The 24,702-nt window shown below is 61.9% G+C and carries 21 protein-coding genes; 16 read left to right on the top strand and 5 right to left on the bottom strand.

Features of this window, described 5'->3' with window-relative positions; genetic code table 11:
• Positions 1 to 7 precede the first annotated feature (7 nt).
• From AA098_RS11775 to AA098_RS11745, 7 genes are all read left to right on the top strand, one after another.
• Positions 8 to 1,252, top strand: a complete 1,245-nt coding sequence (locus tag AA098_RS11775; protein WP_003247714.1) for an FAD-binding oxidoreductase — start codon at positions 8 to 10, stop codon at positions 1,250 to 1,252.
• 22 nt (positions 1,253 to 1,274) lie between these two features.
• Complete coding sequence (locus AA098_RS11770; protein WP_003247711.1) at positions 1,275 to 2,057, top strand: amino acid ABC transporter ATP-binding protein; 783 nt, start codon at positions 1,275 to 1,277, stop codon at positions 2,055 to 2,057.
• Between the two features lie 466 nt (positions 2,058 to 2,523).
• Positions 2,524 to 3,333 carry a gamma-glutamyl-gamma-aminobutyrate hydrolase family protein gene (locus AA098_RS11765; RefSeq protein WP_004575279.1) on the top strand — a complete coding sequence of 270 codons (810 nt, stop codon included), beginning with the start codon at positions 2,524 to 2,526 and terminating at the stop codon, positions 3,331 to 3,333.
• Between the two features lie 564 nt (positions 3,334 to 3,897).
• Entirely contained in the window at positions 3,898 to 4,809 is a 912-nt protein-coding gene (kdgD, locus tag AA098_RS11760) for a 5-dehydro-4-deoxyglucarate dehydratase (protein ID WP_003247703.1), read from the top strand.
• Between the two features lie 105 nt (positions 4,810 to 4,914).
• Positions 4,915 to 6,279: an MFS transporter gene (locus AA098_RS11755; RefSeq protein WP_003247701.1), complete on the top strand. Its 1,365-nt coding sequence runs from the start codon at positions 4,915 to 4,917 to the stop codon at positions 6,277 to 6,279.
• A 77-nt stretch (positions 6,280 to 6,356) separates the two neighbouring features.
• Positions 6,357 to 7,910 carry a galactarate dehydratase gene (garD, locus tag AA098_RS11750; RefSeq protein ID WP_064614240.1) on the top strand — a complete coding sequence of 518 codons (1,554 nt, stop codon included), beginning with the start codon at positions 6,357 to 6,359 and terminating at the stop codon, positions 7,908 to 7,910.
• A 58-nt stretch (positions 7,911 to 7,968) separates the two neighbouring features.
• Positions 7,969 to 9,549 carry an aldehyde dehydrogenase (NADP(+)) gene (locus AA098_RS11745; protein WP_003247696.1) on the top strand — a complete coding sequence of 527 codons (1,581 nt, stop codon included), beginning with the start codon at positions 7,969 to 7,971 and terminating at the stop codon, positions 9,547 to 9,549.
• A gap of 132 nt (positions 9,550 to 9,681) precedes the next feature.
• Here AA098_RS11745 and AA098_RS11740 read toward each other — a convergent pair whose 3' ends face one another.
• On the bottom strand, positions 9,682 to 10,431 hold the full coding sequence (locus tag AA098_RS11740; RefSeq protein WP_003247694.1) for a FadR/GntR family transcriptional regulator: 750 nt from the start codon (positions 10,429 to 10,431) through the stop codon (positions 9,682 to 9,684).
• A gap of 197 nt (positions 10,432 to 10,628) precedes the next feature.
• Here AA098_RS11740 and AA098_RS11735 point away from each other — a divergent pair, with 197 nt between their 5' ends.
• The 3 genes from AA098_RS11735 (at position 10,629) to AA098_RS11725 (ending at position 12,753) form a co-directional block, all read left to right on the top strand.
• Positions 10,629 to 11,279, top strand: coding sequence for a DUF998 domain-containing protein (locus AA098_RS11735; RefSeq protein WP_004575277.1), 651 nt, complete (start codon positions 10,629 to 10,631; stop codon positions 11,277 to 11,279).
• 74 nt (positions 11,280 to 11,353) lie between these two features.
• Positions 11,354 to 11,683 (top strand): hypothetical protein, encoded by a 330-nt coding sequence (locus AA098_RS11730; RefSeq protein WP_004575276.1) that lies wholly within the window; start codon positions 11,354 to 11,356, stop codon positions 11,681 to 11,683.
• A 161-nt stretch (positions 11,684 to 11,844) separates the two neighbouring features.
• Positions 11,845 to 12,753, top strand: coding sequence for a LysR family transcriptional regulator (locus tag AA098_RS11725; RefSeq protein ID WP_004575275.1), 909 nt, complete (start codon positions 11,845 to 11,847; stop codon positions 12,751 to 12,753).
• Here AA098_RS11725 and AA098_RS11720 read toward each other — a convergent pair whose 3' ends face one another.
• On the bottom strand, positions 12,754 to 13,272 hold the full coding sequence (locus AA098_RS11720; RefSeq protein WP_054889290.1) for a DMT family transporter: 519 nt from the start codon (positions 13,270 to 13,272) through the stop codon (positions 12,754 to 12,756). It lies immediately after the preceding gene.
• A 195-nt stretch (positions 13,273 to 13,467) separates the two neighbouring features.
• On the opposite strand from AA098_RS11720, the gene AA098_RS11715 reads away from it, so the two are divergent.
• Complete coding sequence (locus AA098_RS11715; protein ID WP_003247680.1) at positions 13,468 to 13,977, top strand: MarR family winged helix-turn-helix transcriptional regulator; 510 nt, start codon at positions 13,468 to 13,470, stop codon at positions 13,975 to 13,977.
• Between the two features lie 316 nt (positions 13,978 to 14,293).
• Entirely contained in the window at positions 14,294 to 15,058 is a 765-nt protein-coding gene (locus AA098_RS11710; RefSeq protein WP_064614239.1) for a hypothetical protein, read from the top strand.
• A gap of 147 nt (positions 15,059 to 15,205) precedes the next feature.
• Here AA098_RS11710 and AA098_RS11705 read toward each other — a convergent pair whose 3' ends face one another.
• Positions 15,206 to 15,787 carry a hypothetical protein gene (locus tag AA098_RS11705; RefSeq protein ID WP_003247673.1) on the bottom strand — a complete coding sequence of 194 codons (582 nt, stop codon included), beginning with the start codon at positions 15,785 to 15,787 and terminating at the stop codon, positions 15,206 to 15,208.
• A gap of 215 nt (positions 15,788 to 16,002) precedes the next feature.
• On the opposite strand from AA098_RS11705, the gene AA098_RS11700 reads away from it, so the two are divergent.
• Positions 16,003 to 18,135, top strand: a complete 2,133-nt coding sequence (locus AA098_RS11700) for a TonB-dependent siderophore receptor (RefSeq protein ID WP_014861625.1) — start codon at positions 16,003 to 16,005, stop codon at positions 18,133 to 18,135.
• Between the two features lie 84 nt (positions 18,136 to 18,219).
• On the opposite strand, the gene AA098_RS11695 is transcribed toward AA098_RS11700, so the two are convergent.
• Positions 18,220 to 19,512: a sorbosone dehydrogenase family protein gene (locus tag AA098_RS11695; RefSeq protein WP_060538450.1), complete on the bottom strand. Its 1,293-nt coding sequence runs from the start codon at positions 19,510 to 19,512 to the stop codon at positions 18,220 to 18,222.
• Entirely contained in the window at positions 19,509 to 19,937 is a 429-nt protein-coding gene (locus AA098_RS11690; protein ID WP_003247665.1) for a DUF2231 domain-containing protein, read from the bottom strand. The genes AA098_RS11695 and AA098_RS11690 overlap by 4 nt, the downstream gene beginning before the upstream one ends.
• Before the next feature lie 164 nt (positions 19,938 to 20,101).
• On the opposite strand from AA098_RS11690, the gene AA098_RS11685 reads away from it, so the two are divergent.
• The 3 genes from AA098_RS11685 (at position 20,102) to AA098_RS29180 (ending at position 24,607) form a co-directional block, all read left to right on the top strand.
• Positions 20,102 to 20,386, top strand: coding sequence for a hypothetical protein (locus tag AA098_RS11685; RefSeq protein WP_003247660.1), 285 nt, complete (start codon positions 20,102 to 20,104; stop codon positions 20,384 to 20,386).
• A gap of 332 nt (positions 20,387 to 20,718) precedes the next feature.
• The gene (locus AA098_RS11680) at positions 20,719 to 23,709 is read left to right on the top strand and encodes a T6SS effector BTH_I2691 family protein (RefSeq protein ID WP_064614238.1); all 2,991 of its coding nucleotides are present in this window, start codon (positions 20,719 to 20,721) and stop codon (positions 23,707 to 23,709) included.
• A gap of 4 nt (positions 23,710 to 23,713) precedes the next feature.
• The gene (locus AA098_RS29180) at positions 23,714 to 24,607 is read left to right on the top strand and encodes a DUF6708 domain-containing protein (protein ID WP_054888801.1); all 894 of its coding nucleotides are present in this window, start codon (positions 23,714 to 23,716) and stop codon (positions 24,605 to 24,607) included.
• Positions 24,608 to 24,702 lie beyond the last annotated feature (95 nt).

Below are 24,702 nucleotides of genomic sequence, written 5' to 3'. Positions count from 1 at the left end.
ACGTTTCATGCATTGCCAGACCCTTGTCCTCGGCGCCGGCATCGTCGGCGTCAGCACCGCGCTGCACCTGCAGGCACGCGGGCGCCAGGTAATTCTGATCGACCGCGACGAACCGGGCAGCGGCACCAGCCACGGTAACGCCGGGCTGATCGAGCGCTCCAGTGTCATCCCCTATGCCTTCCCGCGGCAACTCGGCGCACTGCTGCGCTACGGCCTGAACCGCCAGCCCGATGTGCGCTACAGCCTGGCGCACCTGCCCAAGGCCGCACCGTGGCTGTGGCGTTACTGGCGCCAGTCGGCACCCGGGCGCCTGGCCGGCGCCGCCGCCGATATGTTGCCGCTGGTGCAGCGCTGTGTCGACGAGCATGACGCGCTGATCGCTGCCGCCGGCCTGGAGGGCCTGGTGCAAGCCAAAGGCTGGATCGAAGTGTTCCGCGACCCCGCGCTGTTCGAGCAGGCAAAAACCGATGCCAAGGGCCTGAGCCGCTACGGCTTGCGGTTCGAAATCCTTGAATGCGGGCAGCTGCAGGCACGTGAACATCAGCTGGACGCCACCGTGGTCGGTGGCATCCACTGGCTCGACCCGAAAACCGTGAACAACCCCGGCGCGCTCACCCGTGGCTATGCGGCGCTGTTCCTGCAGCGCGGCGGGCAGTTCGTGCATGGCGATGCGCGCAGCCTGCGCCAGGCCAATGGCCAATGGCGGGTAGAGAGCCAGCGTGGCCCGATCACTGCCGACGAGGTGGTGGCCTGCCTTGGGCCTCAGTCAGCCGACCTGTTCAGCGGCCTGGGCTACCAGATCCCGCTGGCCATCAAGCGGGGCTACCACATGCACTACAGCACCCGTGACGGCGCTCAGCTGGAGCACTCGATCTGCGACACCCAAGGCGGCTATGTACTGGCGCCGATGGCGCGCGGCGTGCGCCTGACCACCGGCATCGAGTTCGACGCAGCCAGTGCGCCTGGCAATCAGATTCAGCTGGGCCGCTGCGAGGCCTTGGCGCGCAAGCTGTTCCCGGCCCTCGGCGAACGTCTGGACGACACGCCATGGCTGGGCCGCCGCCCCTGCCTGCCCGACATGCGCCCGGTGATCGGGCCGGCGCCGCGCCACCCAGGGCTGTGGTTCAACTTCGGCCATGCCCATCACGGCCTCACGCTGGGGCCGGTCTGCGGTCGGCTGCTGGCCGAGCTGCTCACTGGCGAGCCCCCCTTCACCGACCCCGCGCCTTACAGCGCGACCCGTTTCGACTGAACCCACGCGGGAGAACAACAAGATGACCGCACCACTGAGCCTTGCCACCCTTGCCCCCGAACCCGACCCGCGTTCGGTGCTGATACGCATCGAAGGCCTGAACAAGCACTATGGCGCGTTCCACGTGCTGCGTGACATCGACCTGCAGGTGCGCGAAGGCGAACGCATCGTGCTGTGCGGGCCGTCCGGCTCGGGCAAGTCGACCCTGATCCGTTGCATCAACCGCCTGGAAGTCGCCCAGCAGGGCAGCATCCAGGTGGACGGCATCGACCTGGCGGCCACCACGCGCGAGGCTGCACAGGTACGCAGCGACATCGGCATGGTGTTCCAGCACTTCAACCTGTTCCCGCACATGAGCGTGCTCGACAACTGCCTGCTGGCCCCCACCAGCGTGCGCGGGCTGTCACGCAAGGACGCCGAGGAGCGGGCACGCATGTACCTGAGCAAGGTCGGCATCGAAAGCCAGGCGCACAAGTACCCCAGCCAGCTGTCCGGCGGCCAGCAGCAGCGCGTGGCAATCGCCCGGGCGCTGTGCATGAAGCCGCGGATCATGCTGTTCGACGAGCCCACTTCGGCGCTGGACCCGGAAATGGTCGCCGAGGTGCTGGACGTACTGGTGCAGTTGGCTGGCACGGGCATGACCATGCTGTGCGTCACCCATGAAATGGGCTTTGCCCGGCAGGTCGCCGAGCGGGTGCTGTTCCTTGAGGGTGGGCAGATCATCGAGGACAGCCCGCCGCAGGTGTTCTTCAACCAGCCGCGCACCGAGCGGGCCAAGGCGTTCCTGGCGCAGATACTGCACTGATTGAATACCTGTCACTGGACTTTGTGGGAGCGGCCTTGCGTCGCGAGAGGGCTGCGCAGCAGCCCCGGCAATCTATGCACAGAGCTGAAATCCGAGGGCCGCTTTGCGGCCCTTTCGCGACACAAGGCCGCCCCCACATGGACCGAGGTGATTTCAAGCGACCTAATCATTGCGCCGCTGCAATGACCCAACTGCATCGTTAAATATTATTGACCGCAGCCCCTGCCAAACCCACGCCGCCACAGGCCCGCATCGGTTTCAGCCCCCAGAAAACGGCGTATCCCCCGCGTTAAAGCCCGCTTCCGTCGTTTGACATATCGAACGGCTCTGGCAAGCTATCTACAAGCCCCGACCGGAATCGTCGCCTCTGACGAGCCGGCAGTGCTCGGGGCTACAGGCAGCACCCAAGGCCCCGCGCCGTGCGCCTGCACAACAACGACAGGTCGAACCTGTCCCAAGGTGACATATGTCCAACAGCAACATTGGCAACAAGCAACCTTCCCTGCGCAAACCCGTCGTCCTGATGACCATGGGCAGCCAAGAGCGCAAAGGCCATGACTACCAGGTCATGACCCACAAATACATTACCCCGCTGGTCGAGTTCTCCGATTGCGTCCCGGTGTTGGTGCCTACCTGCTGCGGCACTGACGACCTCGAGACCTACCTGGACATGGCCGACGGCGTTTACCTGACTGGCGCTGGCAGCAACATCGACCCGGCCCTGTATGGCCAGGAAAACCAGACCCCAGGCAAAGGCCAGGACCAGAACCGCGACCTGTTCGACATTCCGCTGGTCAAGGCGGCGATCAAGCGTGGCCTGCCCATTTTCGGCATCTGCCGCGGCATGCAAGAAATCAACGTGGCCCTGGGTGGCGACATTTACCAGAAGGTGTATGCCGAACCTGGGTTCAATGACCACCGGGAAAACCCGGAAGACCCGGTCGAAGTGCAGTACGCCCAGGTGCATGGGGTGAAGATCCAGCCGGGCAGCTGGCTGCACGACACCCTGGGTACCGACGAGATTCGCGTCAACTCGCTGCATGGCCAAGGCCTGCACAAGCTTGGCGCCGGTATTGAAGCGATCGCCCGTGCCGAAGATGGCCTGGTCGAAGCGATTCACGCGCCAAGCATTTCGCCGTTCTTGTTCGCGGTGCAGTGGCACCCTGAATGGCAGGCGGCGAAGAACCCTGACTCGATAAAGATCTTCCAGGCTTTCGGCGATGCTTGCCGGGCCCAGGTACGCAAGGCGCAAATCAAGCGCCAGCACGCGGCCTGACCTTCAGTTTCCTCTGCTTTGATCGCGGGGCGGTGCAAGGCCGCCCCCGTTTCCCCGGTCACCCTCTGCTGGTCCCAGAACACTTCCCGTGGAATCGGGCGGCGGGCTTGTGCCTGTCTCCGCGATCGTTTTTTCCTTTCCCTTAAGAGATACGATGACTGCCATGTGTTTGTCGTCGTCCCTGCTGCGCCTGTGAAATCGAGCGCCGCCCGCGCGACGCTTCGCGGGTAAACCCGCTCCTACGTTTGTTTCGGGCCAGTTATGCCTGTGGCATTTGCGCGCGAACGCCTTGGCGCATGCCTCGATATCGCGTCGTACAAACAAGGCGGTCGCGCGCGTCTGGCACAGGCGATACTGGCCCGAAACAAACGTAGGAGCGGGTTTACCCGCGAAGCGCCGCGCGGGCGGCGCTCGATCTGCGCCACAACACACCTATCCAGACGGCCACCCTGGCGAGAACACAAAACTCTGAAAAAGGACTAGTCATCGCACAAGTTGTACGATAACTTACCTCCAACGCAAAACAACACCCCCTCACCCAAGCGCCACAGGATGCCAACAACAATGAATCCACAAGAACTTAAATCCATCCTCTCCCACGGCCTGCTGTCTTTCCCGGTCACCGACTTCAATGCCCAGGGCGACTTCAACCCGGCTGGCTACATCAAGCGCCTTGAGTGGCTGGCCCCCTACGGCGCCAGCGCGCTGTTCGCCGCTGGCGGTACCGGTGAATTCTTCTCCCTGGCCGCCAGCGAATACAGCCAGGTGATCAAGACCGCGGTCGACACCTGCGCCACTTCGGTGCCGATCCTCGCCGGTGTCGGTGGCTCTACCCGTCAGGCCATCGAATACGCGCAAGAAGCCGAGCGCCTGGGTGCCAAGGGCCTGCTGTTGCTGCCGCACTACCTGACCGAAGCCAGCCAGGACGGCGTCGCCGCCCACGTCGAAGCGGTGTGCAAATCGGTAAACATCGGGGTGGTGGTGTACAACCGCAACGTCTGCCGCCTGAACGCCGACCTGCTGGAAAAACTGGCCGAGCGCTGCCCGAACCTGATCGGCTACAAGGACGGCCTGGGTGATATCGAACTGATGGTGTCGATCCGTCGTCGCCTGGGCGAGCGCTTCAGCTACCTGGGTGGCCTGCCGACCGCCGAAGTGTATGCTGCCGCCTACAAGGCCCTGGGCGTACCGGTTTACTCCTCCGCGGTGTTCAACTTCGTGCCGAAAACCGCCATGGACTTCTACAACGCCATCGCCCGTGACGACCACGCCGCCGTGGCCAAGCTGATCGACGATTTCTTCCTGCCCTACCTGGACATCCGCAACCGCAAGGCCGGCTACGCCGTGAGCATCGTCAAGGCCGGCGCCAGAATTGCCGGTTACGACGCTGGCCCGGTGCGCACTCCGCTGACCGACCTCACCGCCGAAGAGTACGAAATGCTCGCCGCGCTGATGGACAAGATGGGCCCGCAGTAAGCGCTGCCCGCGGCCTGCCAGATGCCGCACCCGGAGTGGGCCTACCCCCACTCCGGTTACAATTCGTGAGCCCGCACAAAAATAACTAGTGGGAGTTTTGCCAGCATGCAAGCGACTAAGAAAACGCATGTGCGCTACCTGATCCTGTTCATGCTGTTTCTGGTGACCACGATCAACTATGCCGACCGCGCTACCATTGCTATCGCAGGCTCCAGCCTGCAGAAAGACCTCGGCATTGACGCCGTAACCCTCGGTTATATCTTTTCCGCCTTCGGATGGGCTTACGTGGCTGGCCAGATTCCTGGTGGCTGGCTGCTCGATCGCTTCGGTTCCAAGAACGTCTACGCCTTCAGCATCTTCACCTGGTCGCTGTTCACCCTGCTGCAGGGTTTTGTCGGTGGCCTGCCGGTTGCCTGGGCCGTGGTCACCCTCTTCACCCTGCGCTTCCTGGTCGGTTTCGCCGAAGCCCCGTCATTCCCGGGTAACGCGCGCATCGTCGCCGCATGGTTCCCGACCCAGGAACGCGGCACGGCGTCGGCCATCTTCAACTCGGCGCAGTATTTCGCCACTGCACTGTTCGCCCCGATCATGGGCTGGATCGTGTTCAGCTTCGGCTGGGAGCACGTCTTCGTGGTCATGGGTGTGCTGGGCATCATCTTCTCGATGGTGTGGCTGAAGACCATCTACAATCCGCGCCAACACCCGCGCATCAGCCAAAGCGAACTCGAGCACATCGAGCAGAACGGCGGCCTGGTCGACATGGACCAGAAGCGCGGCAGCGACGGCCCGAAATGGGGTTACATCAAGCAGTTGCTGACCAGCCGCATGCTGCTGGGCGTATACCTGGGCCAGTACTGCATCAACGCCATCACCTACTTCTTCCTCACCTGGTTCCCGGTGTACCTGGTGCAGGAACGTGGCATGACCATTCTCAAGGCCGGCTTCATCGCCTCGCTGCCGGCGGTGTGTGGTTTTATCGGCGGCGTCCTGGGTGGCGTGATCTCCGACTGGCTGCTGCGCCGCGGCAACTCGCTGACCTTTTCGCGCAAACTGCCGATTGTCTGTGGCCTGCTGCTGTCCACCACCATGGTGTTCTGCAACTACGTCGATGCCGAGTGGATGGTGGTTGGCTTCATGACGCTGGCGTTTTTCGGCAAGGGCATTGGCGCACTGGGCTGGGCGGTGGTCGCGGACACTTCACCCAAGCAGATTGCCGGGCTGTCCGGTGGCCTGTTCAACACCTTCGGCAACATCGCGTCGATCACCACCCCTATCGTGATCGGCTACATCATCAGCGCCACCGGCTCGTTCAAGTGGGCGCTTGTGTACGTGGGTGCCAACGCGCTGGTCGCGGTATTCAGCTATCTGGTTATCGTCGGCCCCATCAAGCGTATCGAATTGCGTGATGCTGCCCCGAAGCCACACGCTGAGCCTGCCACCGACGGCGAACTGGCCAGCTCCCGTCACTGAAAAAACACGCCCGCGCCGGGTCACCCGGCATGGGCGGATGTACAAAAGCCTGAGAACCTGACAAGTAGGGCCCAAACATGCAGTTGATCGAACATTCCGACTCGCCCCGCTACGTCCGCCTGCACGACGACGACAACGTCGTGGTCGTTGTCAACGACGGCGGCTTGGGCGAAGGCGCCCGCTTCGCCGACGGCCTGACCCTGATCGAAGGCGTGCCGCAAAGCCACAAGGTGGCCACCGTGGCCATCGCCAAGGGCGAGCCCGTGCGCCGCTACGGGCAAATCATCGGCTACGCGCTGGAAGACCTGCGCCAAGGCAACTGGGTTCAGGAAAGCCAGCTGGCCATGCCGGCCGCCCCGGACCTGGACAGCCTGCCGCGCTGCGATGCAGTGCCACAACCGCTGCCGCCGCTGGAGGGCTTCACCTTCGAGGGCTATCGCAACGCCGACGGCACTGTCGGCACCCGCAATATCCTCGGCATCACCACCACCGTGCAGTGCGTGACCGGCGTGCTGGAACATGCAGTCAAGCGCATTCGCAACGAACTACTGCCCAAATACCCCAACGTCGATGACGTGGTAGCCATTACCCACAGCTACGGCTGCGGTGTGGCAATCAACGCCAGCGACGCTTACATCCCGATCCGCACCGTGCGCAACCTGGCGCGCAACCCCAACCTGGGCGGCGAGGCACTGGTGATCAGCCTGGGCTGTGAAAAACTGCAAGCCAGCCAGGTGATGCACGACAACGACCCCTCGGTGGACCTCAGCGACCCATGGCTGTACCGCCTGCAAGATGCCAGCCTTGGCTTTGTTGAAATGATCGAGCAGATCATGGACCTGGCCGAAACCCGCCTGAAGAAGCTCGACCAGCGCCGCCGCGAAACGGTCCCGGCCAGCGAACTGATCCTCGGTATGCAATGCGGTGGCAGCGACGCCTTCTCGGGCATAACCGCCAACCCGGCACTGGGCTATGCCGCCGACCTGCTGGTCCGCGCTGGCGCCACCGTGCTGTTCTCTGAAGTGACCGAGGTGCGCGACGCGATCTACATGCTGACCTCGCGCGCGGAAAACCAGGACGTTGCCGACGCGTTGGTGCGCGAAATGGACTGGTACGACCGCTACCTGCAGCAAGGCGCCGCCGACCGCAGCGCCAACACCACGCCGGGCAACAAGAAAGGCGGGCTGTCGAACATCGTCGAGAAATCGCTGGGTTCGATCGTCAAGTCGGGCAGCGGCGCTATCCAGGGTGTGCTCGGCCCAGGCGAACGGGTCAATCGCAAAGGCCTGATTTTCTGCGCCACCCCAGCCAGCGACTTTGTCTGCGGCACCTTGCAGCTGGCAGCCGGCATGAACCTGCACGTCTTTACTACCGGCCGCGGCACCCCGTATGGCCTGGCCATGGCACCGGTGGTCAAAGTGTGCACCCGCAGCGAACTGGCCCAGCGCTGGCCCGACCTGATCGACATCGACGCCGGTCGCATCGCCAGTGGCCGCTCGACCATCGAGGAGCTGGGCTGGGAGCTGTTCCATTACTACCTGGACGTGGCCAGCGGCCGCAAGCAGACCTGGGCCGAACAACACCGGTTGCACAACGACATCACCCTGTTCAACCCGGCGCCCATTACCTGATGCCGCAGCCCTGACCACGCATTCACACACGCCACTCTCAATCCCACAGGAGCACCCCATGCCTGAAATCCTCGGCCATAACTTCATCGCCGGTCAGCGCAGTGCCGCTGGCCCTCAGCGCCTGCAGAGCCTGGACGCCAGCACTGGCGAAGCCCTGCCCTACAGCTTTGCCCAGGCCACCGAAGCCGAAGTGGACCAGGCCGCCAAGGCCGCTGCCGCTGCCTTCGCCGAGTTCCGCCAACTGGCTCCGGCACGTCGGGCCGAGTTCCTCGACGCCATCGCCGCTGAACTCGACGAACTGGATGACGCCTTCGTCGCCATCGTCTGCCGCGAAACTGCACTGCCCGCCGCCCGTATCCAGGGCGAGCGCGGCCGCACCAGCGGGCAGATGCGCCTGTTCGCCCAAGTGCTGCGCCGCGGCGACTTCCTCGGCGCGCGCATCGACCTGGCACTGCCCGAGCGCCAGCCGCTGCCACGCGTAGACCTGCGCCAGATGCGCATCGGCGTGGGCCCGGTCGCCGTGTTCGGGGCCAGCAACTTCCCGCTGGCCTTCTCCACCGCCGGTGGTGATACCGCGGCCGCCCTCGCCGCGGGCTGCCCGGTGGTATTCAAGGCGCACAGCGGGCACATGGCCACGGCCGACCTGGTCGGCTGCGCCATCGTGCGCGCCGCTGAGCGTACCGGCATGCCCAAGGGCGTGTTCAACATGGTATTTGGTGGCGGCGTGGGCGAGTGGCTGGTCAAGCACCCCGCCATCCAGGCGGTTGGCTTCACCGGCTCGCTCAAAGGCGGCGATGCCCTTTGCCGCATGGCCGCTGAGCGCCCGCAGCCAATCCCGGTATTTGCCGAGATGTCGAGCATCAACCCGGTCATCATCCTGCCGGGCGCCCTGGCCAAGCGTGGCGAAGCCATTGCCCGCGAGTTGGCGGGGTCCGTGTGCATGGGCGCCGGGCAGTTCTGCACCAACCCTGGGTTGGTGATTGGCCTGCAGTCACCACAGTACAGCCAGCTGCTCGCCGACCTTGGCCAGTACCTGGACCAGCAAGCCGGGCAAACCATGCTCAACGCTGGCGGCCTGCGCAGCTACGTTGGCGGCCTTGAACACCTGCATGCCCATGCCGGTATCGAGCATGTGGCCGGCCAGGCGCAGGAAGGCAACCAGGCACGCGCTCAGCTGTTCAAGGCCGATGCACGCCTGCTGGTCGAGTCCGACCCGCTGTTGCAGGAAGAAGTGTTTGGGCCCACCACCGTGGCTGTAGAGGTGCAGGACCACGACCAACTGCGCGACGCGCTGCTCGGCCTGCGCGGCCAGCTGACCGCGACGCTGATCGGCGAGGCGGAAGACTTCGATGCCTTCGCCTGGCTGGTGCCGCTGCTGGAGGAGAAAGTCGGGCGAATCCTGGTCAATGGCTACCCGACCGGTGTCGAAGTCTGTGATGCGATGGTGCACGGAGGCCCGTACCCGGCGACCTCCGATGCGCGTGGCACCTCGGTCGGCACGTTGGCCATCGACCGCTTCCTGCGCCCGGTGTGCTACCAGAACTACCCGCAGACACTGCTGCCTGAGGCACTGCGCGACGGCAACCCGCTGGGGCTGCGGCGGTTGGTGAACGGGCAGTGGAGTGACGGGGCGATCTGACCGGTGCAAGCAACAAGAAAGCCCTGCGCACGGCGGGGCTTTTCTTTTTGACTGTACCGGCCTCTTCGCGGGCAAGCCCGCTCCTACAGGGCTATCTTGCCCGCGAAGAGGCCAGTACTGGCAGCAAAGGCTTCAGGTCCCTTGCGCTTCCGCCGCCTCATGCGCCTGGCGCAAGCGCTCGCGGCTGTTGCTAAGGTGCATGCGCATGGCCATCTTCGCCCCTTCGCTGTCACGCCGGGCAATCGCCTCATAGATCGCCTCGTGCTCATGCATCAGGCGACTCATGTAATGCGCCTGATCATCATGGGCCAGGCGCGCCGAATTCAGCCGGGTGCGCGGAATGATGCTGGTACCCAGGTGGTTGATGATGTCGGCGAAGTAGTGGTTGCCGCTGGCCTGGGCAATGCGAAGGTGGAACTGGAAGTCCGCCGACACCGCATCGGTGGCGTGGGCCGCCCCCTCGTTGAGTTCGTCCAGCGCCGCCCGCATACCGGCCAGGGCTTCGTCGCTTCGCCGCTGGGCCGCCAGCCCGGCCGACTCGATCTCCAGGGCAATGCGCAACTCCAGCACCGCCAGCACCTCGCGCAGGGTGACCACGGTGGCCGGGTCGATACGGAAACCGCCCGTAGCCGGCGCATCCAGCACGAAGGTGCCGATGCCGTGGCGGGTCTCAACCTGCCCGGCGGCCTGCAACCGCGAGATCGCCTCACGCACCACCGTGCGGCTGACGCCCTCCTCGGCCATGATCTGCGATTCGGTCGGCAGCTTGTCGCCGCGCTTGAGCTGGCCGCTGCGAATGCGTTCGGTCAGCACCGTGACCAGTTCCTGGGCCAGACTGCGCGGCTTGCGCCGGGTCCTTGCCTGTACCTGCTGCTCTGTCATTGCCCTGTATTTCACCTTGAAAGACAGCGCTCATCATAGCGCAAGCGGTTGTACGATCACATACACCCCGTGCGGTATTTATTGCCATCTTTGCAGTCCCTGGCCCCTGAAAAACGCACAGAATTCCTGGCCCATGACGTGCGCAAGCCTGTACTGTACGCCTCCACGCTCACTGTTCCATGGAAGGAATCTGCAGTATGAAAACCCTCGACCGCCTTTTGCTCGGCAGTGGCCTGCTGATCCCCCTCTGGCTGCTGGTGGGGGTATGGCTCACCGCTCAGGCCTACCCTGGCTATGATCACCTGCAACAGGCCATGAGCCAGCTTGGCGCGGCCGGTTCGCCAACCCACAGCTGGTCGCCACGGGTCAACAATTTCCCTCTGGCCCTGCTGTTTGCCCTGTTTGCCTGGGGCCTGGTGCGGCGCTGGCGCAGTTCGAAGCTGGCGCTGCTGAGTGCGGGCCTGGTGTTGCTGCATGGCATGGGCAGTTTGGGCACCGGCTGGTTCCCTTGCGACCAGGGCTGTGCACCGGCACAGCCATCTACCTCGCAGCAACTGCATAACCTGTTTGGTCTGCTGATGTTCCTCTCACTGACCTTGGCCAGCGCCGTATGGGCATGGCTGGGCAACCGCATTGCCGGCTCCCCCGCCTTGGCGCTGCTTTCCCTGGCTTGCGTGGTGTTGGCCATCATCACCGTCGCGTTGATGGGCCAGGCAGCGCAGAGTGGCCAGCTGTTCGGCCTCTATCAACGCCTTAACTACGGTGTTTCGGTGCTCTGGGTTGCCAGCCTGGCCTGGACAAGCCTGCGCAGGCCCTTGGCCAGCCCGCTGCGCATGGCTGTGACCTGACGGCAAATTGCTGGCCCACGGCTGCGGAAAGCGAAGGCAAACTCCGTTCTCTTTCAGATGCTTAGGACAGCAACATGCGAGTACTTCTAGCAACGATGGCCGGCTGCCTGCTGGCCACCTTCGCTTTCGGCGCCCAAGCCAGGGCACTGAGCCAGAACGATCGCCACACCTGCAGCTGGGGCGCGCAGATAGCCGCCGAGGCCCAACAGGCCAAGCTTTCCGGGGTGACCTTGTATGCCACGCGCAAGAAGCTGCAGGTACGCAAATTCCCCAAACCCTGGATGCGCATGACTGCCTTCGGCATTACCGAGCAGACGTACAACAGCCGCTCACGGCTCAAGCCGGCAGCGATAAAGCGGACTTACTTTGAGCAGTGTGTTCAGCATGCGACTGCAAGAAGATAATTGTTTTTTATCAGTAAATTACAGAGCAAACATAAACCCATTTAGTAGAATTCATGTGCTGTGAAGTGACCTCTATCGCCAGCAGCTTGTAAGCGCGTGCAAGAGTCAAGCATTTGTTAAGCTGATACAAGTCGCCAGAAATAACCAAGGCCATTCACCTGATGGATGAACTGCGCAAGATCGACCTCAACCTGCTGCTCGCCCTGCATGCCCTGCTCAGTGAACGGCACGTGACCCGCGCAGCCCTGCGCCTGCACCGCAGCCAACCGGCGGTGAGCCACGCCTTGGCGCAGTTGCGCAAACACTTCGACGACCCTTTGCTGGTACGCCAAGGCGGCGGCATGGCCCTTACCGCCCGCGCCCAATCCCTGGCACAACCGTTACAGGATGCACTGAGCAATCTCGACAGCCTGCTGGCCACCCCGCTATTCGAGCCAGCCAGGGCCCAGCGCCGGTTCCGGCTGTCGCTGTCCGACTACGCCTCGCGCATCATCCTGCCGCACCTGTTGCGCCACCTGCGCCAAGTCGCGCCCGGGGTGGACCTGGCCATCAGCCAGGCCAGCCGTGAAACCATGTTGGCGCAGTTGCTCGATGGCGAACTGGATCTGGCCCTGGGCCTGTTCCCCGAACTGCCTCAGGACATCACCGTCCAGCCCCTGTTTGCGGATCGCTTCATCAGCGTTGCCGATCGCCAGGCGCTGCCTGCCAGCGGCGGCATGGCCCTGGAAGACTGGCTGGCACGCCCACATGTATTGATGGCCATGCGCCCGGATGCTTTCGATGAAATCGAGCGCGCACTGGCCGCCCGGGGCCTGCAACGCCGTATCGCCCTGGCCATGCCGCACTGGAGTGCGGCAGTCGAAGTGCTGGCCGGCACCGACCTGATCCTGACGGTGGCCAGCCGCGCCGTGGGGTCGTTGCGCCAGCACAGGACACTGCGCCAGTTCACGCCGCCACTGGCCATCCCCTCGTTCGACTATCAGCAAGCCTGGCACAACCGCAAGGACAGTGACCCCGGGCACCGCTGGCTGCGCGAAACCGTATGGGCCTGCAGCCAAGCAGGGCGCTGATCAGTTTTCTTGCCCCTTCACAGCTGCCGTGGAATGGGCCGGTGACGCCGTTGCCCAAGGGCCTTGTACCAGCAACACTCCGCACAGGATCAGCACCACGCCAGCCACCCTGGCCAGGCTAAGCGGCTTGCCACCCAGCCCCATCACCCCGTAGTGGTCGGCAAGCACTGCCGTGATGATCTGCCCTGCCACCACCAGTACCAGGAACCCTGCTGCGCCAAGTTTCGGGGTGAGTGCTGCGGCGCCGGCTACATACAGTGCCCCCAGCACGCCACCAATCCATAACCACCAGGGCCCTTGCAAGGCCTTGCCCATGTCTGGTGCCGGTACCCGGATAATCAGCAGCGCAGCGATCACCACCAGCATGCTCACCGTCAACGATGTGAAAGCCCCCCACAGCCAGTGCCCAAGGGCCCGGCCTACCGCAGCATTGCCGGCGGCCTGAAATGGCAACACAGCACCGGCAAGCAACGCCATTGCCACAGGAAGCACCAGCAGGAGCATCGATTTACTGAACATGGCAGTCCTCATCCAAGGTATCGATGGCCACCATGATGGTGCATTACCCAGTACTGATAGAAATCAAAATCCTGCACTTGAACTATTCGTACCATGCATAGTGAAACATCCCTTCCGTCCGGCGTGCGCATGTTGTCTTAACCCTGAAACATCTGTGCTGTTGACTTACTAAGGCACCAAGATAAACTGCGCCTTATGAATACGCTTGAGAACAAGCATCACATCATGCTCGATGCACTGGCCGAGGCCCCCGCTGACGCCAGGCAGAACGTGCGCCTGTGTTTCGAACTGCTGTCCGCTGCAGCGGCCATCAACCGGGTATGCGCCGCACGGTTGGCCCGCCATAACCTGTCGGAAGGGCGGTTCGCAATCCTCCTGACCTTGCAAGGTGCAGGCGGCCGCCTGGCACCGCTGGAGCTGGCGACGCGCCTGGCAATCACCTCAGGCACCGTGACCGGCCTGCTCGACGGCCTGCAGGGTGATGGCTTTATCAAGCGCCGCAAGGACGCCCATGACCGGCGCAAGCTGAGCATCAGCCTTACCTCGGCAGGCATAGCGGTACTCGACGCCGTTTTCGCCGAACACACCGACTGGATCGGCACGATCATGCAGTCACTGGACAACGCGCAACGTGATGCCCTGTCCGCCACGCTACAGGCACTCTCGGCCAGTCCTGCCCTGGCACTGCCACCGGACAAGCACTGAACCCAAGGCACACCCGCAAGACCACATGGAGGTGGATGATGTTGCAGAATCAGAGCCTATTGGCCCGGCTTGGCAGGAAGCCCCGGGTACATAGCGAACACGACCAGTCAAGTCGTCGCCAACCTTGGCTCGCGGCCCGCCTGCCAGGGTCGCTTTACCGGCGCCTGTTCATCCGCCGGCTTGCCAGACAGCCAGTGGCCATCGAAGGTTTCAGCTTTCGCCCATCGAAGACTCGGCACTGGGCCGTCCACTGGAGGCTGTGCACGTGCCTGGCCGGCAATCGACTGCACCGTGCCACTGCTATAGAGCCTTAGCCATGAGCGACGACCGAAAGTCCCTGATCGACCTTGGCCAACTGCCAACCCGCAACCTGGCCGAATGCCTGGCGGTGGATCAAGCCGCCTTGGTCAACGCCTTGACAGGCCAACTGCCAGCAGCATTGGTTGAGCACCTCGCTGCCAGTGCGGACCAGGCCCAGGCACTAGGCCTGTCAAAAAAAGTGGCGGCCATTGGCCTGGCGTTGGGCAAATGGCTGGAGCAAGCCGCCGAGTCGTTACGCCAGCACGTGTTCGAGCAATGCTGCACGCACCCGTCCGATACCGTGCGCAGTTGGGCAGCGTTCGCCCAGGCGTACCTGTCACGCTCGCAGCCTGCGGAAGATGCCCTGCTGGCGCAGTTTCGCTTCGCCCGCGATGAGCACTTCGGCGTGCGTGAATGGGCATGGATTGCCCTGCGCCCGCGCCTGGCCCAGCACCTTGAAGCGGCCCTGGCGCTACTCGGCCGCCATACCGGTGATGCAGACCCGCTGGTACGTCGGTTCTGCATCGAGATCCTGCGCCCGCGCGGCGTTTGGTGCGAGCACATTGCCACGCTCAAGCAACAACCAGAAGTGGCCGAGCCGTTGCTGGTACCGCTGCTGGCCGAAGCTGAGAAATACGCCCAGGACTCAGTCGCCAATTGGCTCAACGATGCCAGCAAGACCCGCCCCGACTGGGTACTTCAGCTGTTTCAGCGCCATCCCCCGGCCTGCAAGGCCTCACAGCGCATCCAGACCCGGGCTACCCGAAGCCTGCGGCAGTGACACACCACAAGTCGACTACCCCTATCGTGCAGAGCCCCAGGCCTTGATCGAAGCCGCCGGCTACTGAGGCCCGCTCCCCGGCACCAGCCTGCCCGGACCGCAAACGGCCGATCGTAGGCGAGTAACCGAGGTCGGCAACGGCCGAGGTCAGCGCGAGGTTTCGACGCGCAGTACTTCGGTGTAGATCGCGTCGACAGTCTGGCCAACCTTGAGGTTCTTCATGCGTTTCTGCAGGTCTGGGTTCTCGACCTTGACCACCTGCAGCTTGCCCTCCGGTGGCAACAAGCTCACCTCATGCGTCTTGAGGTCGATCTTCTTGATCTGAGAGGTAACCTTGACCTGGCGGAACGCCTCGCCGCCCGGGTTAGGGTTTTGCTCGGTTGCACGAATGGTACCGGACTCTTCAGTCGCTTTCGGCGCCCCACCCACTTCCGGATTGAGCACATAGGCCACGGCGCGTGTCACGTAGATGTCGACTTGGTCACCGACTTTCAGGTTGGGCAGCGCCTTGGCCTTTTCGGTCAGCTGGAACGTCACATCCTTCTTCTCGTCAGGGCCTTTCACCGTGACTTGTCGGGTGGCCAGGTCGATAGCCGTTACCTGTGTGGTGACATGGCTTTCCAGCGCCTCGCTCCCGATGGGGATACCGGCAGCCTGTACCGTGAAGCTGGCAGCAGAGGCCAGCGTGGCAAGGGCTACAGCACGAGCGAGAGTACGAATGGGGTTCATAGGCGTGCTTCCCTGTGATCAAGTCCGAATAGGCGCGTGAAAGGCTCACGCGCTAACAAGCATAGCCATTACCTGCCGCCTTGCCGGCCCTCCCGGTTGGCGACACATTTCGTCGCAGAGATCACTGTTATAGCTAATACGAATTCTTTACACTTGCTTTACATTTGCAAATCATTACTATTCGTGACCCCGATAACAACAAAGAGTCGCCTGTAATGGCAAAAAGGTCTGTTGCCCCAGCATCCATTTCCATGCTGGGCCTGCTCGTTGTGCCTGCTGTCCACGCTGCCGCCCAAACCGATACGCAAAGTAGCCTCGCCCTGCCCGCCACCGCCGTCACCAGCGTCTATGAGCAGCAAAGCTACAAGGCCAGTGAAAGCCGCAGCGCCATGAAGATCGACGCGCCGCTGCGCGATATCCCGCAAACCGTCAACGTCGTTCCCGAAAGTGTGATCAAGGACCAAGGCGCACAGTCCATGGAAGACGTGCTGAAGAACGTGCCCGGCATCGGCCTGTCCAACGGCGACGGCCAACGCGATCAGGTGACCATCCGTGGCTTCAGCGCCATTGGCGACATGTACATAGACGGCGTGCGTGACGACGCCCTGTACTTTCGCGACCTGTCCAACATCGAGCGTGTCGAGGTGATCAAGGGCCCGGCCGCGGTGCTGTATGGCCGTGGCTCCTCGGGCGGGCTGATCAACAGCATCAGCAAAAAACCAAGCTTCACGCCCAAGCGCGAAGTCGGCATGAACGTCGACAGCGAAGGCAAACGCCGAACCCAGTTCGACACCGGCTGGGCCGACCCGCAAAGCAACCAGGCCTACCGCGTGACCGGTGCCTTCGAAGACAGCGACACCTTCCGCGATGATGGCTACATCGACCGCAAGGCCATCGCACCGTCGGCCTACTTCCGTCTCTCGGACGACCTGGAACTGAACCTGGGCGCCACCTACCTGTACGACAAGCGTCTGATCGACTTCGGCATCCCGGCCCTGGGAAACCGCCCGGTGGACGTGGACCGCGACAAGCGCTTTGGCTCTGGCGATGCGGACCAGGATTACGCCCGCAGCGAGGTGTTCTCGCTTACAGCCAGCCTGGACTACCGCATCAACGACAACTTCACCCTGACCAACACCAGCCGTTACTACCGCTACGACCTGGACCGCAACAACACCTTGGCCGACAGCAGCCCGACGCGCTTCGTCACCGCGCCCGACGGTGAACTGCTGATCAAGCTCAACCGCGGCAACGTCGCCCGCGATGAGTACGGTGTGTTCAACCAGACGGAGCTCAAGCAACAAGCGCAACTGGCCGGCATGCAGCACAACCTGTTGTACGGCGTGGAAGCAGGCTTTCAGGACAAGTACCAGCGCGTGCTGAGCCAGACCAACGTGGCCCAGGTACCGGTGTACCGTGATGCCTTGGTGCCGGTACCGGAACATGCCGCCAACCTGTCGTCCAAGGGCACCAACTTCCAGCAGACCACCGGTCTGTACGTGCAGGACATGATCGAGCTGAACGCGCACTGGAAGGCACTGGTCGGTGTGCGTTATGACATCTTTGGCCAGGAGTACGACGACGACCGCGTGCAAAACATCGACCTGGATCGTACCGACAAGACCTGGAGCCCGCGTGCGGGTCTGGTCTACCAGCCAGACGCCATCCAGTCCTACTACGTGTCGGTCAGCCGCAGCTATCAGCCTTCGGGCGAAGTGTTCGCGGTGAGCCCGAGCAACCAGCACCTGGAGCCGGAAGAAACCACCAACTATGAAATCGGCGCCAAATGGGACCTGCTCGACAGCCGCCTGTCACTGACCGCCGCAGTGTTCCGCCTTGAGCGCACCAACATGAAGACTGCCGACCCGGCCAACCCCAACCTGACCGTATTGGCTGGCGAACAGCGTACCGATGGCTTTGAAGCCACCGTCAGCGGGCATCTCACCGACAAGTGGCAAATCTATGCCGGATACGCTTACCTGGACGCCGAAATCACCAAGTCCAACAGCAAGACCAATGGCGTGGCGAACGAAGGCCAGACCCCTACCCTGACGCCGCGCAACAGCGCCAACGTCTGGCTGGTACGTACCCTGACACCAGAGTGGCGTGTGGCCGCCGGAGCCAACTACGTCGACGAACGCTACACAGCGCTCGACAATGTGGTGGTGATGCCAGGCTATACCACCTTCGACGCCGCGCTGCTGTACAGCGTGCCGCAGTGGGATGCCGCGCTGCGCCTGAAGAACGTGTTCGACCGTGACTACTATGCCTCGGCACATGGCTCGGTCGACCTGATCACCCCAGGGGCACCGCGCACACTGGAAGCCAGCTTCAACTACCGCTTCTGACCCACGCGCAATGCCTGTCAGTCAGCAATTGGGCCGCTCTGCGGCCCATCGCCAGCAAGATTTGCCGAATTGACCCGATAGCATTCAGCGATTCCGCGTCACCCGCCACACCGTATTCGCCAGGTCATCGGCAATGATCAACGCCCCACGCGGGTCCACCGTCACCCCAACCGGTCGCCCCCGGGTCTTGCCATCCTCACCGCGAAAGCCCGTGGCGAAGTCGATCGGCTCCCCAGCAGGCTTGCCATTGCTGAACGGCACGAAAATCACCTTGTAGCCCACCGGGTTGGGCCGGTTCCAGCTGCCGTGCTCGCCCACGAATACACCGTCGGCAAAGCGCTCGCCCATTGCCGAGGACGAGAAGTCCACACCCAGTGCAGCCACATGCGAACCCAGGCTGTAATCCGGCTTGATCGCCGCCGCCACCTTGTCCGGGTCCTGCGGCCGCACCCGCTCATCCACATGCTGGCCCCAGTAGCTGTAAGGCCAACCATAGAAGCCCCCTTCACGTACCGAAGTGAGGTAGTCCGGCACCAGGTCGGGGCCCAGCTCATCCCGCTCGTTGACCACCGTCCACAACTGCCCGGTCTGCGGCTGGATGGTCAATGCTGTCGGGTTACGCAAGCCGGTGGCATAGGGCCGGTGTGCGCCGGTCTCGGCATCGACCTGCCAGACCATGGCCCGATCGATCTCCACCTCCAGGCCGCGCTCGGTGATATTGCTGTTCGAGCCGATACCCACATACAAGAAGCGGCCATCCGGGCTGATGGTCAGCGCCTTGGTCCAATGGTGGTTGATTTCGGCCGGCAGGTCGGTGACCTTGGTTGGCGGGCCGTCGGCCTGGGTCTGGCCTTCCTTGTAGTCAAAGCGCACCAGCGCATCCTGGTTGGCTACATACAGCTTGCCGTTGGCATAGGCCAAGCCGTACGGTGCGTTGAGGTTATCCGCAAACACGGCCTGTACCTCGTAGTTGCCATCGCCATCAGCATCGCGCAGCAAGGTCAGGCGGTTGCCACCCTTGACCTGGGTATTGCCCTTGGCCTTGATCTGGCTGGCGATCACATCCTTGGGCTTGAGCTTGGCCGCGCTGCCTCCCCGGCCCTCAGCCACCAGAATGTCGCCATTGGGCAGCACCAGGCTCTGGCGCGGGATTTTCAGGCCGGTGGCAATGGCGGTGACACTGAAGCCCTCCGGCACGGTCGGTTTCAGTTCGCCCCAGGCAGCCGGTTGCGCAATCTTCATGCTCGGCAGCAAGCCGCGCTGAGGCTCCGGCAGCTTCGGGTCCGGGCCATGGGCCTGGGTCGGCTCGCCGTCGCCACCACAGGCACTCAGCAATAGCGCCACGCCCAACAGGCTAAATGCATGCAAAGGCTTCATGCCACACCTCCTGAACGCAGGTTGCTCAAACCGGTCCAGGCGGCCACAACCGCGAGCACTGTCACGATGACCGACAACACCAACCCAGAAGGCATCACCGCCCAGGCGTCCTTGGCATGCTCAAAGGCATTGATCAGCCCAAGCCCCCAAGTCACCAGCAGCAGCACGAAGTACAGCGTAGCGCGCCCGCCCTTGCGCTCGGCGCGGATCAGGTTGGCCAGCGCGAACAACAGAGCCAGCCCACAGAACACCAGGGCACCGGCGATCAGCCAGGCGGCGAAGTTGCTCCACTGAATCTGGTAGCTGTTGTAGTAGGCGATATCGCTCAGCAGCGCGCCAAGGAACAACGGTACACTGCCCGCCAGCAGCAGGGCATGCAGCGGGCTGGGCGTACAGCGGTAAAGGGTTTGATCAGGTGCGGTCACGGTGCCTCCTTTTCATTCAGTGACCCAGGGTTGATGGTCTTGCGCCATCAGGTAAGCGCGGGGTGCGCTTAGCAAAGGAGCCCCTTGACGCCCCGATAGTTCACCGCTTCGCTGTAATGAAATATCCTGCAAGGCATTTGCTGCCAAGCGCAGAAGGGGAATACATGAGCAGACCAAACGCGTACTGGGCCCTGGCCACCCTGCTCGGCCTCAGCCTGGCTCTCGCCGGCTGCTCCAGCAACGCCAGCAAGGCACGCTACGCCACGCCTGCAGTGGGCTCCAACTGCTTTGCCAAGGCCGTCCCCACTACCGGGGAAGGCGGCCTGGCCTGGGGCAATACATTGAGCATTGCGCGACAGAAATCCCTGAATAACTGCGTGCGTTATGCCAGCCGCTCGGGAGGCACGCCCAGGACTTGCCAGGTAGTGATGGCCAAGTGCAAAAACTGAACATATAACAATCTCAAAGTACGAAACTTCCTACAAAAACACTGCAACTTTTCACACGATATTGCGCAAACACAATACATATACACTCAAATAAAATCTTACACTTTCAGCCTCGACCCAAAAGCAGCGATCGAGGCATTGTCTTTCACTTGAATTCCAGATACTTGATCGCCCGCGCATCTTAGCAAGTAAGTAGGAAACTTCTTACAGCATAGAGTCGGGCCTGAAATCCAGCACAGTATGAATAACGGCATTTCAGTATTGTCAGTACTGAAAGTTGCCGCAGTGCGTCTCTGGTTCGAAAAGACTGTCTCTCTGAGCAAGGAGCTCGCATGACCAATGCCTCCGTCAGCAGCGCCACCTCCGGCCCTGCCTGCAGCGCACGCGTGCCCATCCTGCCAGTGCGCTACGCCATCGTACCCCGCACCGGCGACGCCCCCGCCTGCCGCTATGCCGATGCAGGCTTCAACCTGGAACAAGGCTTCTCTCCACTGCAGCACTCGGCCTACACCCTCCGCGCTGTGCGCCCAGGCTATGTCTACGTGTTCATGAAAGGCCCTCTGGGCGAAAAGCTGGTCATTCATGAGCACGTCGGCGCGGGCCTCTACAAGGAGCTGCGCTACCAAGGGCTGGAGGACTACCACCGCCGTGAGCGCTACCTGTCCGGCCAGAGCACCGGCTGGGTGTGGGCCGACACCTGCCAGGACACCGCCGAGGAAGTGTGGATCGGCTACAGCCCGCACCTGTGGACCAACGCCATCACCGCCCGTATCACCGGTTCGGCAGCCCTGCGCAAACGGCACATGCGCCAGCTGGACATGGCCGAGCTGGTGAGCGGCAATCAGGCGCCGTCCACCCAGCCCCATGTGTTGCCGGTCAGTGCCCTGCAAACCTGGGTCGAAGACTTCAAGCCAACCGAGCGGCGCATGCCGCTGACCTGGAGCAGCGACCCGGTCACCGAAACCTTGCCCATCGGCAACCTCAATGCCATCGCCCGCCACTACCCCTGGACCCAGCCGAAAGTGCCAGTGGTGGTGGCGCTCGCCGACGCCGAAGGCATGGCCCTGGACCTGAGCCTGTCGGTCTCGGCCTACCAGCATCAACTGCGTGACCTGATGCCGGCCGAGCAACTGGAGCACACAAAACCCGCCCAACCTCCCGAGCAGGAGCGCGTGCCGGCATGCTACCGGCTGGATGCCGAACAGCTCAGCCCGCAGAGCCGCGACTTTCACCATCGCAACCTGGTCGCCATGCTGCTGAACAAGACGCTGGAAAGCCTGTACCCGGCGGATGCACCTTCACCGGAACTGGCCGCGTTCAGGCTGGGCACGTCACGCCGGGGGCCTGCCCTGTCGCCGGCCGAGTCACATTTCCAGGCCCTCACCCATGAAGATTACTCCCCTAATGGCGCGCGCCTGGCACAGCGCCTCGATGTCGACAAATACCGGCGCTTCCTCGCCGAACGCGACGCACTGGAACGGCGGATTGCCGCCCTGCGCAACCTGGCCTTGCAAGCCAGCAACGATCATGACGCCTGGCTGGCGACGGCCGAACCCCAACACATTGATAACCCCTACAGCCTGGCTGCGGCACTGGCCTGTTACGACCGCGACGAACGCACCTCCGCCCGCGGTCTGGAAATCTCACTGGCCTTGCTGATTCACCCGATGGGCCAGCCGACACCCGGCACCGAAGATCATGACCGACGCTTCAAACGCCTGGAGCAATGGCTGGACCAACACGACAGCCCGCTTTACACCGCCTTGGCGCCGTTCAACCCGTTCAAGGACAAAGCCGATTCGATCGGCGCCATGTTCGGCGCCAGCGACAACGTGATCGAAGGGCTCGCCGGTCGCTTCCCGGCCATGGCGGACATCACCGACCTCACCGCCCAGTCGGTCAATGCCGTGGTGCTCAAGCGCCTGCGTGGCCAAACCCGTTGGGATGCCAGCCATGGCCTGCGCCAGCAAGTGTTGCTGGCAGCGCGCGAGGCCAATGCCGAGAAAGCGCTGGGGTTGTTGGCGGCGCGCTATCGCATCACCGAGCAGGCCATTACGGAAAATCCCTTTAGCCAGGAGGTGCAGCGGTATTTGAAGAGCGGCATGGCGCAGGTTGAAGAGATGAAAGCGTTGCGCATTTCGGGTAGCCGCACGGTGTCCATCGAGCTGACCACCACTGCGCGGGTGAAACCCAACTTTCTGGGGTTGCTCACCTCCGGCGGTGGTGGCGGTTTAAACGCGGGGATGCTGTGGTTCAACATCTTATCGCTCAAGACGGCTTACAACAGCCTGCAAAAGAGCGACGCACCGGAATACACCATGGGGTTCGCTTCATCTGTTTTCGGGGTGATCGGTGCAGCGGCGGCGACATTGGTCAGCGTGCGGGCGACGCAAAAGGCCATGATGTTGAAGTGGATCTCAACGGCGCCAGGCATGGCCTTTGGTAACGGCATCATCAACTTTCTGACGAGTAATCTTTTCGCGCGGGCATCAGGCTACCCGGCGATAATAATTGGGTTTTCCTCAGATATTTTTAAGGCAGTACGTCAATGGCAGAACGGCAATCTTATTTCAGGCTTATATACAGCGGCCGCCAGCGCGACTACTGCTTTAGGTTCGATTCTTGTTCTAGAAGGAAGCCTTGCCATCGCGGGCACGACAGTCCTCATTCCTTTTGCAGGCTGGACAGCAGCTGGAATCGCCTTGATCGGAGCAACTTTGATCGGTGGAGGACTATTCCTCTACTCAAAAGCACACTCCCGCCTTCACAGCCCTTTAGAATTATGGGCCAGCAGAAGCATATTCGGGACAAGGGAAAATGATGGAGAAATACGGGAGAATATAGAGTTAGACTTTGATAAAAAATTGCCACCCTTTCGCCACATCCACGAAGAAATCAAGTCATGGCAGATTGAATTTCTCTCACCGAAAGCATTGTTGGCACCGTATTCTGAGCAGCTCGGCTTAGGCGCCCTAACGACACATTTGGATATAAATAACAAATGGCCAACACCTGACTGGGCAACAATTATCCATACACAGGTCATTAAACAAAACGCAACACTCGAGCTAACTATACTTTTACCAGAATTCGTATTAGGTCAAAGCGAATGGTCAGGGAGCTTAGTGAGCCAGAACCTCGACAGGCAGACAACCCCACTCCAAATAACCCCTGACTGCCATATCACCCCAGCAGGCTTATTACTTCATTACAAAACTGATGCTAGACAAATCAGGTCTGCCACGCTAACGATTAATTACTATGCCAACCAAGGACTGGATGACGACACCCCTTCTACTACCACTATTCATCTGGAACGCTAAACCTATGGCGACTATCTGGTTTTTTAATCAAGCCCACAATTCAGGATTCAAGCCAAAAATTTCCGGACAACTTATTCAAACAACCAGTTCACACTTATGCCTGCGAAACCCTTGGGTGTCCGACTCTGTATTCATGGGAAAAATCTACACAGCCATGTTTCTATTTACCTGGATATTCTCATGCTACAATCTCATTAACGAAAATATAGATTACTCAATCAACGGCGGCGACATTTTCATTGCCATCCTGATCTCACTCCCCTTTATTTTTACCCCATTCTTAGCCTACAGAATACTTTTCATAAAAAACTTATCGAACATATATTTAAATCGACACACAAAGAAAATCTACTATAAGCGATTCAAAAAACTCATAATATTTGACTGGAGCCAAGTCGCAGGCGGTCTTTTCAGTCGCACAGAATTCAGTGGTTCCTCCTTCACCACCAGCTATGCCCTCGCCTTCGCCCCCCGCCGCGAAGACGGCAGCCTGCATCAAAAAGACTGCCTCTGGGTCGACAGCAACGAACCCACCGAACCCGGCGTCAAACATGTGGCCGAAGTGTGGGAATACCTGCGCCACTTCATGGACCACGGCCCGGACAAACTCCCCCCGCCCGGTGAACCCAACTGGTGGCACAAGCCACTGCACGCCATCTGCCTGACCCCGGCAGAAGCCTGGCGCCACTATGCCCCTTGGCGAACCGGCGAGCCCGGTGAAATGCAGGGCAAAAAGAACTGGCAATTGCCGTTCTGGGCCGTGCTGTTTCCCTACAACCTCTCCGTCGCACTCTGCTGGTATGGCATCTGCCGCCTGTTCAACGTCCGAGCAGCGCCACCGCCTCCCGAAGCATTTGAGGAGGCCCCAGCGCATTCAACCCAAAGGAAACGCACATGAGCGACACCTCTGTCAGCAGCGCTACCTCCGGGCCCGGCCTGCAGCTAACGCGTATCCATCCTGACGGTGCACTACACCAACGTGCCAGGCACCCG

The sequence above is a fragment of the Pseudomonas sp. JY-Q genome (assembly GCF_001655295.1).
GTDB classification, from domain to species: Bacteria; Pseudomonadota; Gammaproteobacteria; order Pseudomonadales; family Pseudomonadaceae; genus Aquipseudomonas; species Aquipseudomonas alloputida.
Note: the sequence above shows the minus strand (reverse complement) of the source record. Positions and strands in the feature narration are given on the sequence as shown.

Excerpts from the sequence above, each read along its gene's own strand:
- AA098_RS11775 (WP_003247714.1), top strand. The coding sequence starts at position 8 with ATGCATTGCCAGACCCTTGTCCTCGGCGCCGGCATCGTCGGCGTCAGC.
- AA098_RS11770 (WP_003247711.1), top strand. The coding sequence starts at position 1,275 with ATGACCGCACCACTGAGCCTTGCCACCCTTGCCCCCGAACCCGACCCG.
- AA098_RS11765 (WP_004575279.1), top strand. The coding sequence starts at position 2,524 with ATGTCCAACAGCAACATTGGCAACAAGCAACCTTCCCTGCGCAAACCC.
- kdgD (WP_003247703.1), top strand. The coding sequence starts at position 3,898 with ATGAATCCACAAGAACTTAAATCCATCCTCTCCCACGGCCTGCTGTCT.
- AA098_RS11755 (WP_003247701.1), top strand. The coding sequence starts at position 4,915 with ATGCAAGCGACTAAGAAAACGCATGTGCGCTACCTGATCCTGTTCATG.
- garD (WP_064614240.1), top strand. The coding sequence starts at position 6,357 with ATGCAGTTGATCGAACATTCCGACTCGCCCCGCTACGTCCGCCTGCAC.
- AA098_RS11745 (WP_003247696.1), top strand. The coding sequence starts at position 7,969 with ATGCCTGAAATCCTCGGCCATAACTTCATCGCCGGTCAGCGCAGTGCC.
- AA098_RS11740 (WP_003247694.1), bottom strand. The coding sequence starts at position 10,431 with ATGACAGAGCAGCAGGTACAGGCAAGGACCCGGCGCAAGCCGCGCAGT.
- AA098_RS11735 (WP_004575277.1), top strand. The coding sequence starts at position 10,629 with ATGAAAACCCTCGACCGCCTTTTGCTCGGCAGTGGCCTGCTGATCCCC.
- AA098_RS11730 (WP_004575276.1), top strand. The coding sequence starts at position 11,354 with ATGCGAGTACTTCTAGCAACGATGGCCGGCTGCCTGCTGGCCACCTTC.
- AA098_RS11725 (WP_004575275.1), top strand. The coding sequence starts at position 11,845 with ATGGATGAACTGCGCAAGATCGACCTCAACCTGCTGCTCGCCCTGCAT.
- AA098_RS11720 (WP_054889290.1), bottom strand. The coding sequence starts at position 13,272 with ATGTTCAGTAAATCGATGCTCCTGCTGGTGCTTCCTGTGGCAATGGCG.
- AA098_RS11715 (WP_003247680.1), top strand. The coding sequence starts at position 13,468 with ATGAATACGCTTGAGAACAAGCATCACATCATGCTCGATGCACTGGCC.
- AA098_RS11710 (WP_064614239.1), top strand. The coding sequence starts at position 14,294 with ATGAGCGACGACCGAAAGTCCCTGATCGACCTTGGCCAACTGCCAACC.
- AA098_RS11705 (WP_003247673.1), bottom strand. The coding sequence starts at position 15,787 with ATGAACCCCATTCGTACTCTCGCTCGTGCTGTAGCCCTTGCCACGCTG.
- AA098_RS11700 (WP_014861625.1), top strand. The coding sequence starts at position 16,003 with ATGGCAAAAAGGTCTGTTGCCCCAGCATCCATTTCCATGCTGGGCCTG.
- AA098_RS11695 (WP_060538450.1), bottom strand. The coding sequence starts at position 19,512 with ATGAAGCCTTTGCATGCATTTAGCCTGTTGGGCGTGGCGCTATTGCTG.
- AA098_RS11685 (WP_003247660.1), top strand. The coding sequence starts at position 20,102 with ATGAGCAGACCAAACGCGTACTGGGCCCTGGCCACCCTGCTCGGCCTC.
- AA098_RS11680 (WP_064614238.1), top strand. The coding sequence starts at position 20,719 with ATGACCAATGCCTCCGTCAGCAGCGCCACCTCCGGCCCTGCCTGCAGC.
- AA098_RS29180 (WP_054888801.1), top strand. The coding sequence starts at position 23,714 with ATGGCGACTATCTGGTTTTTTAATCAAGCCCACAATTCAGGATTCAAG.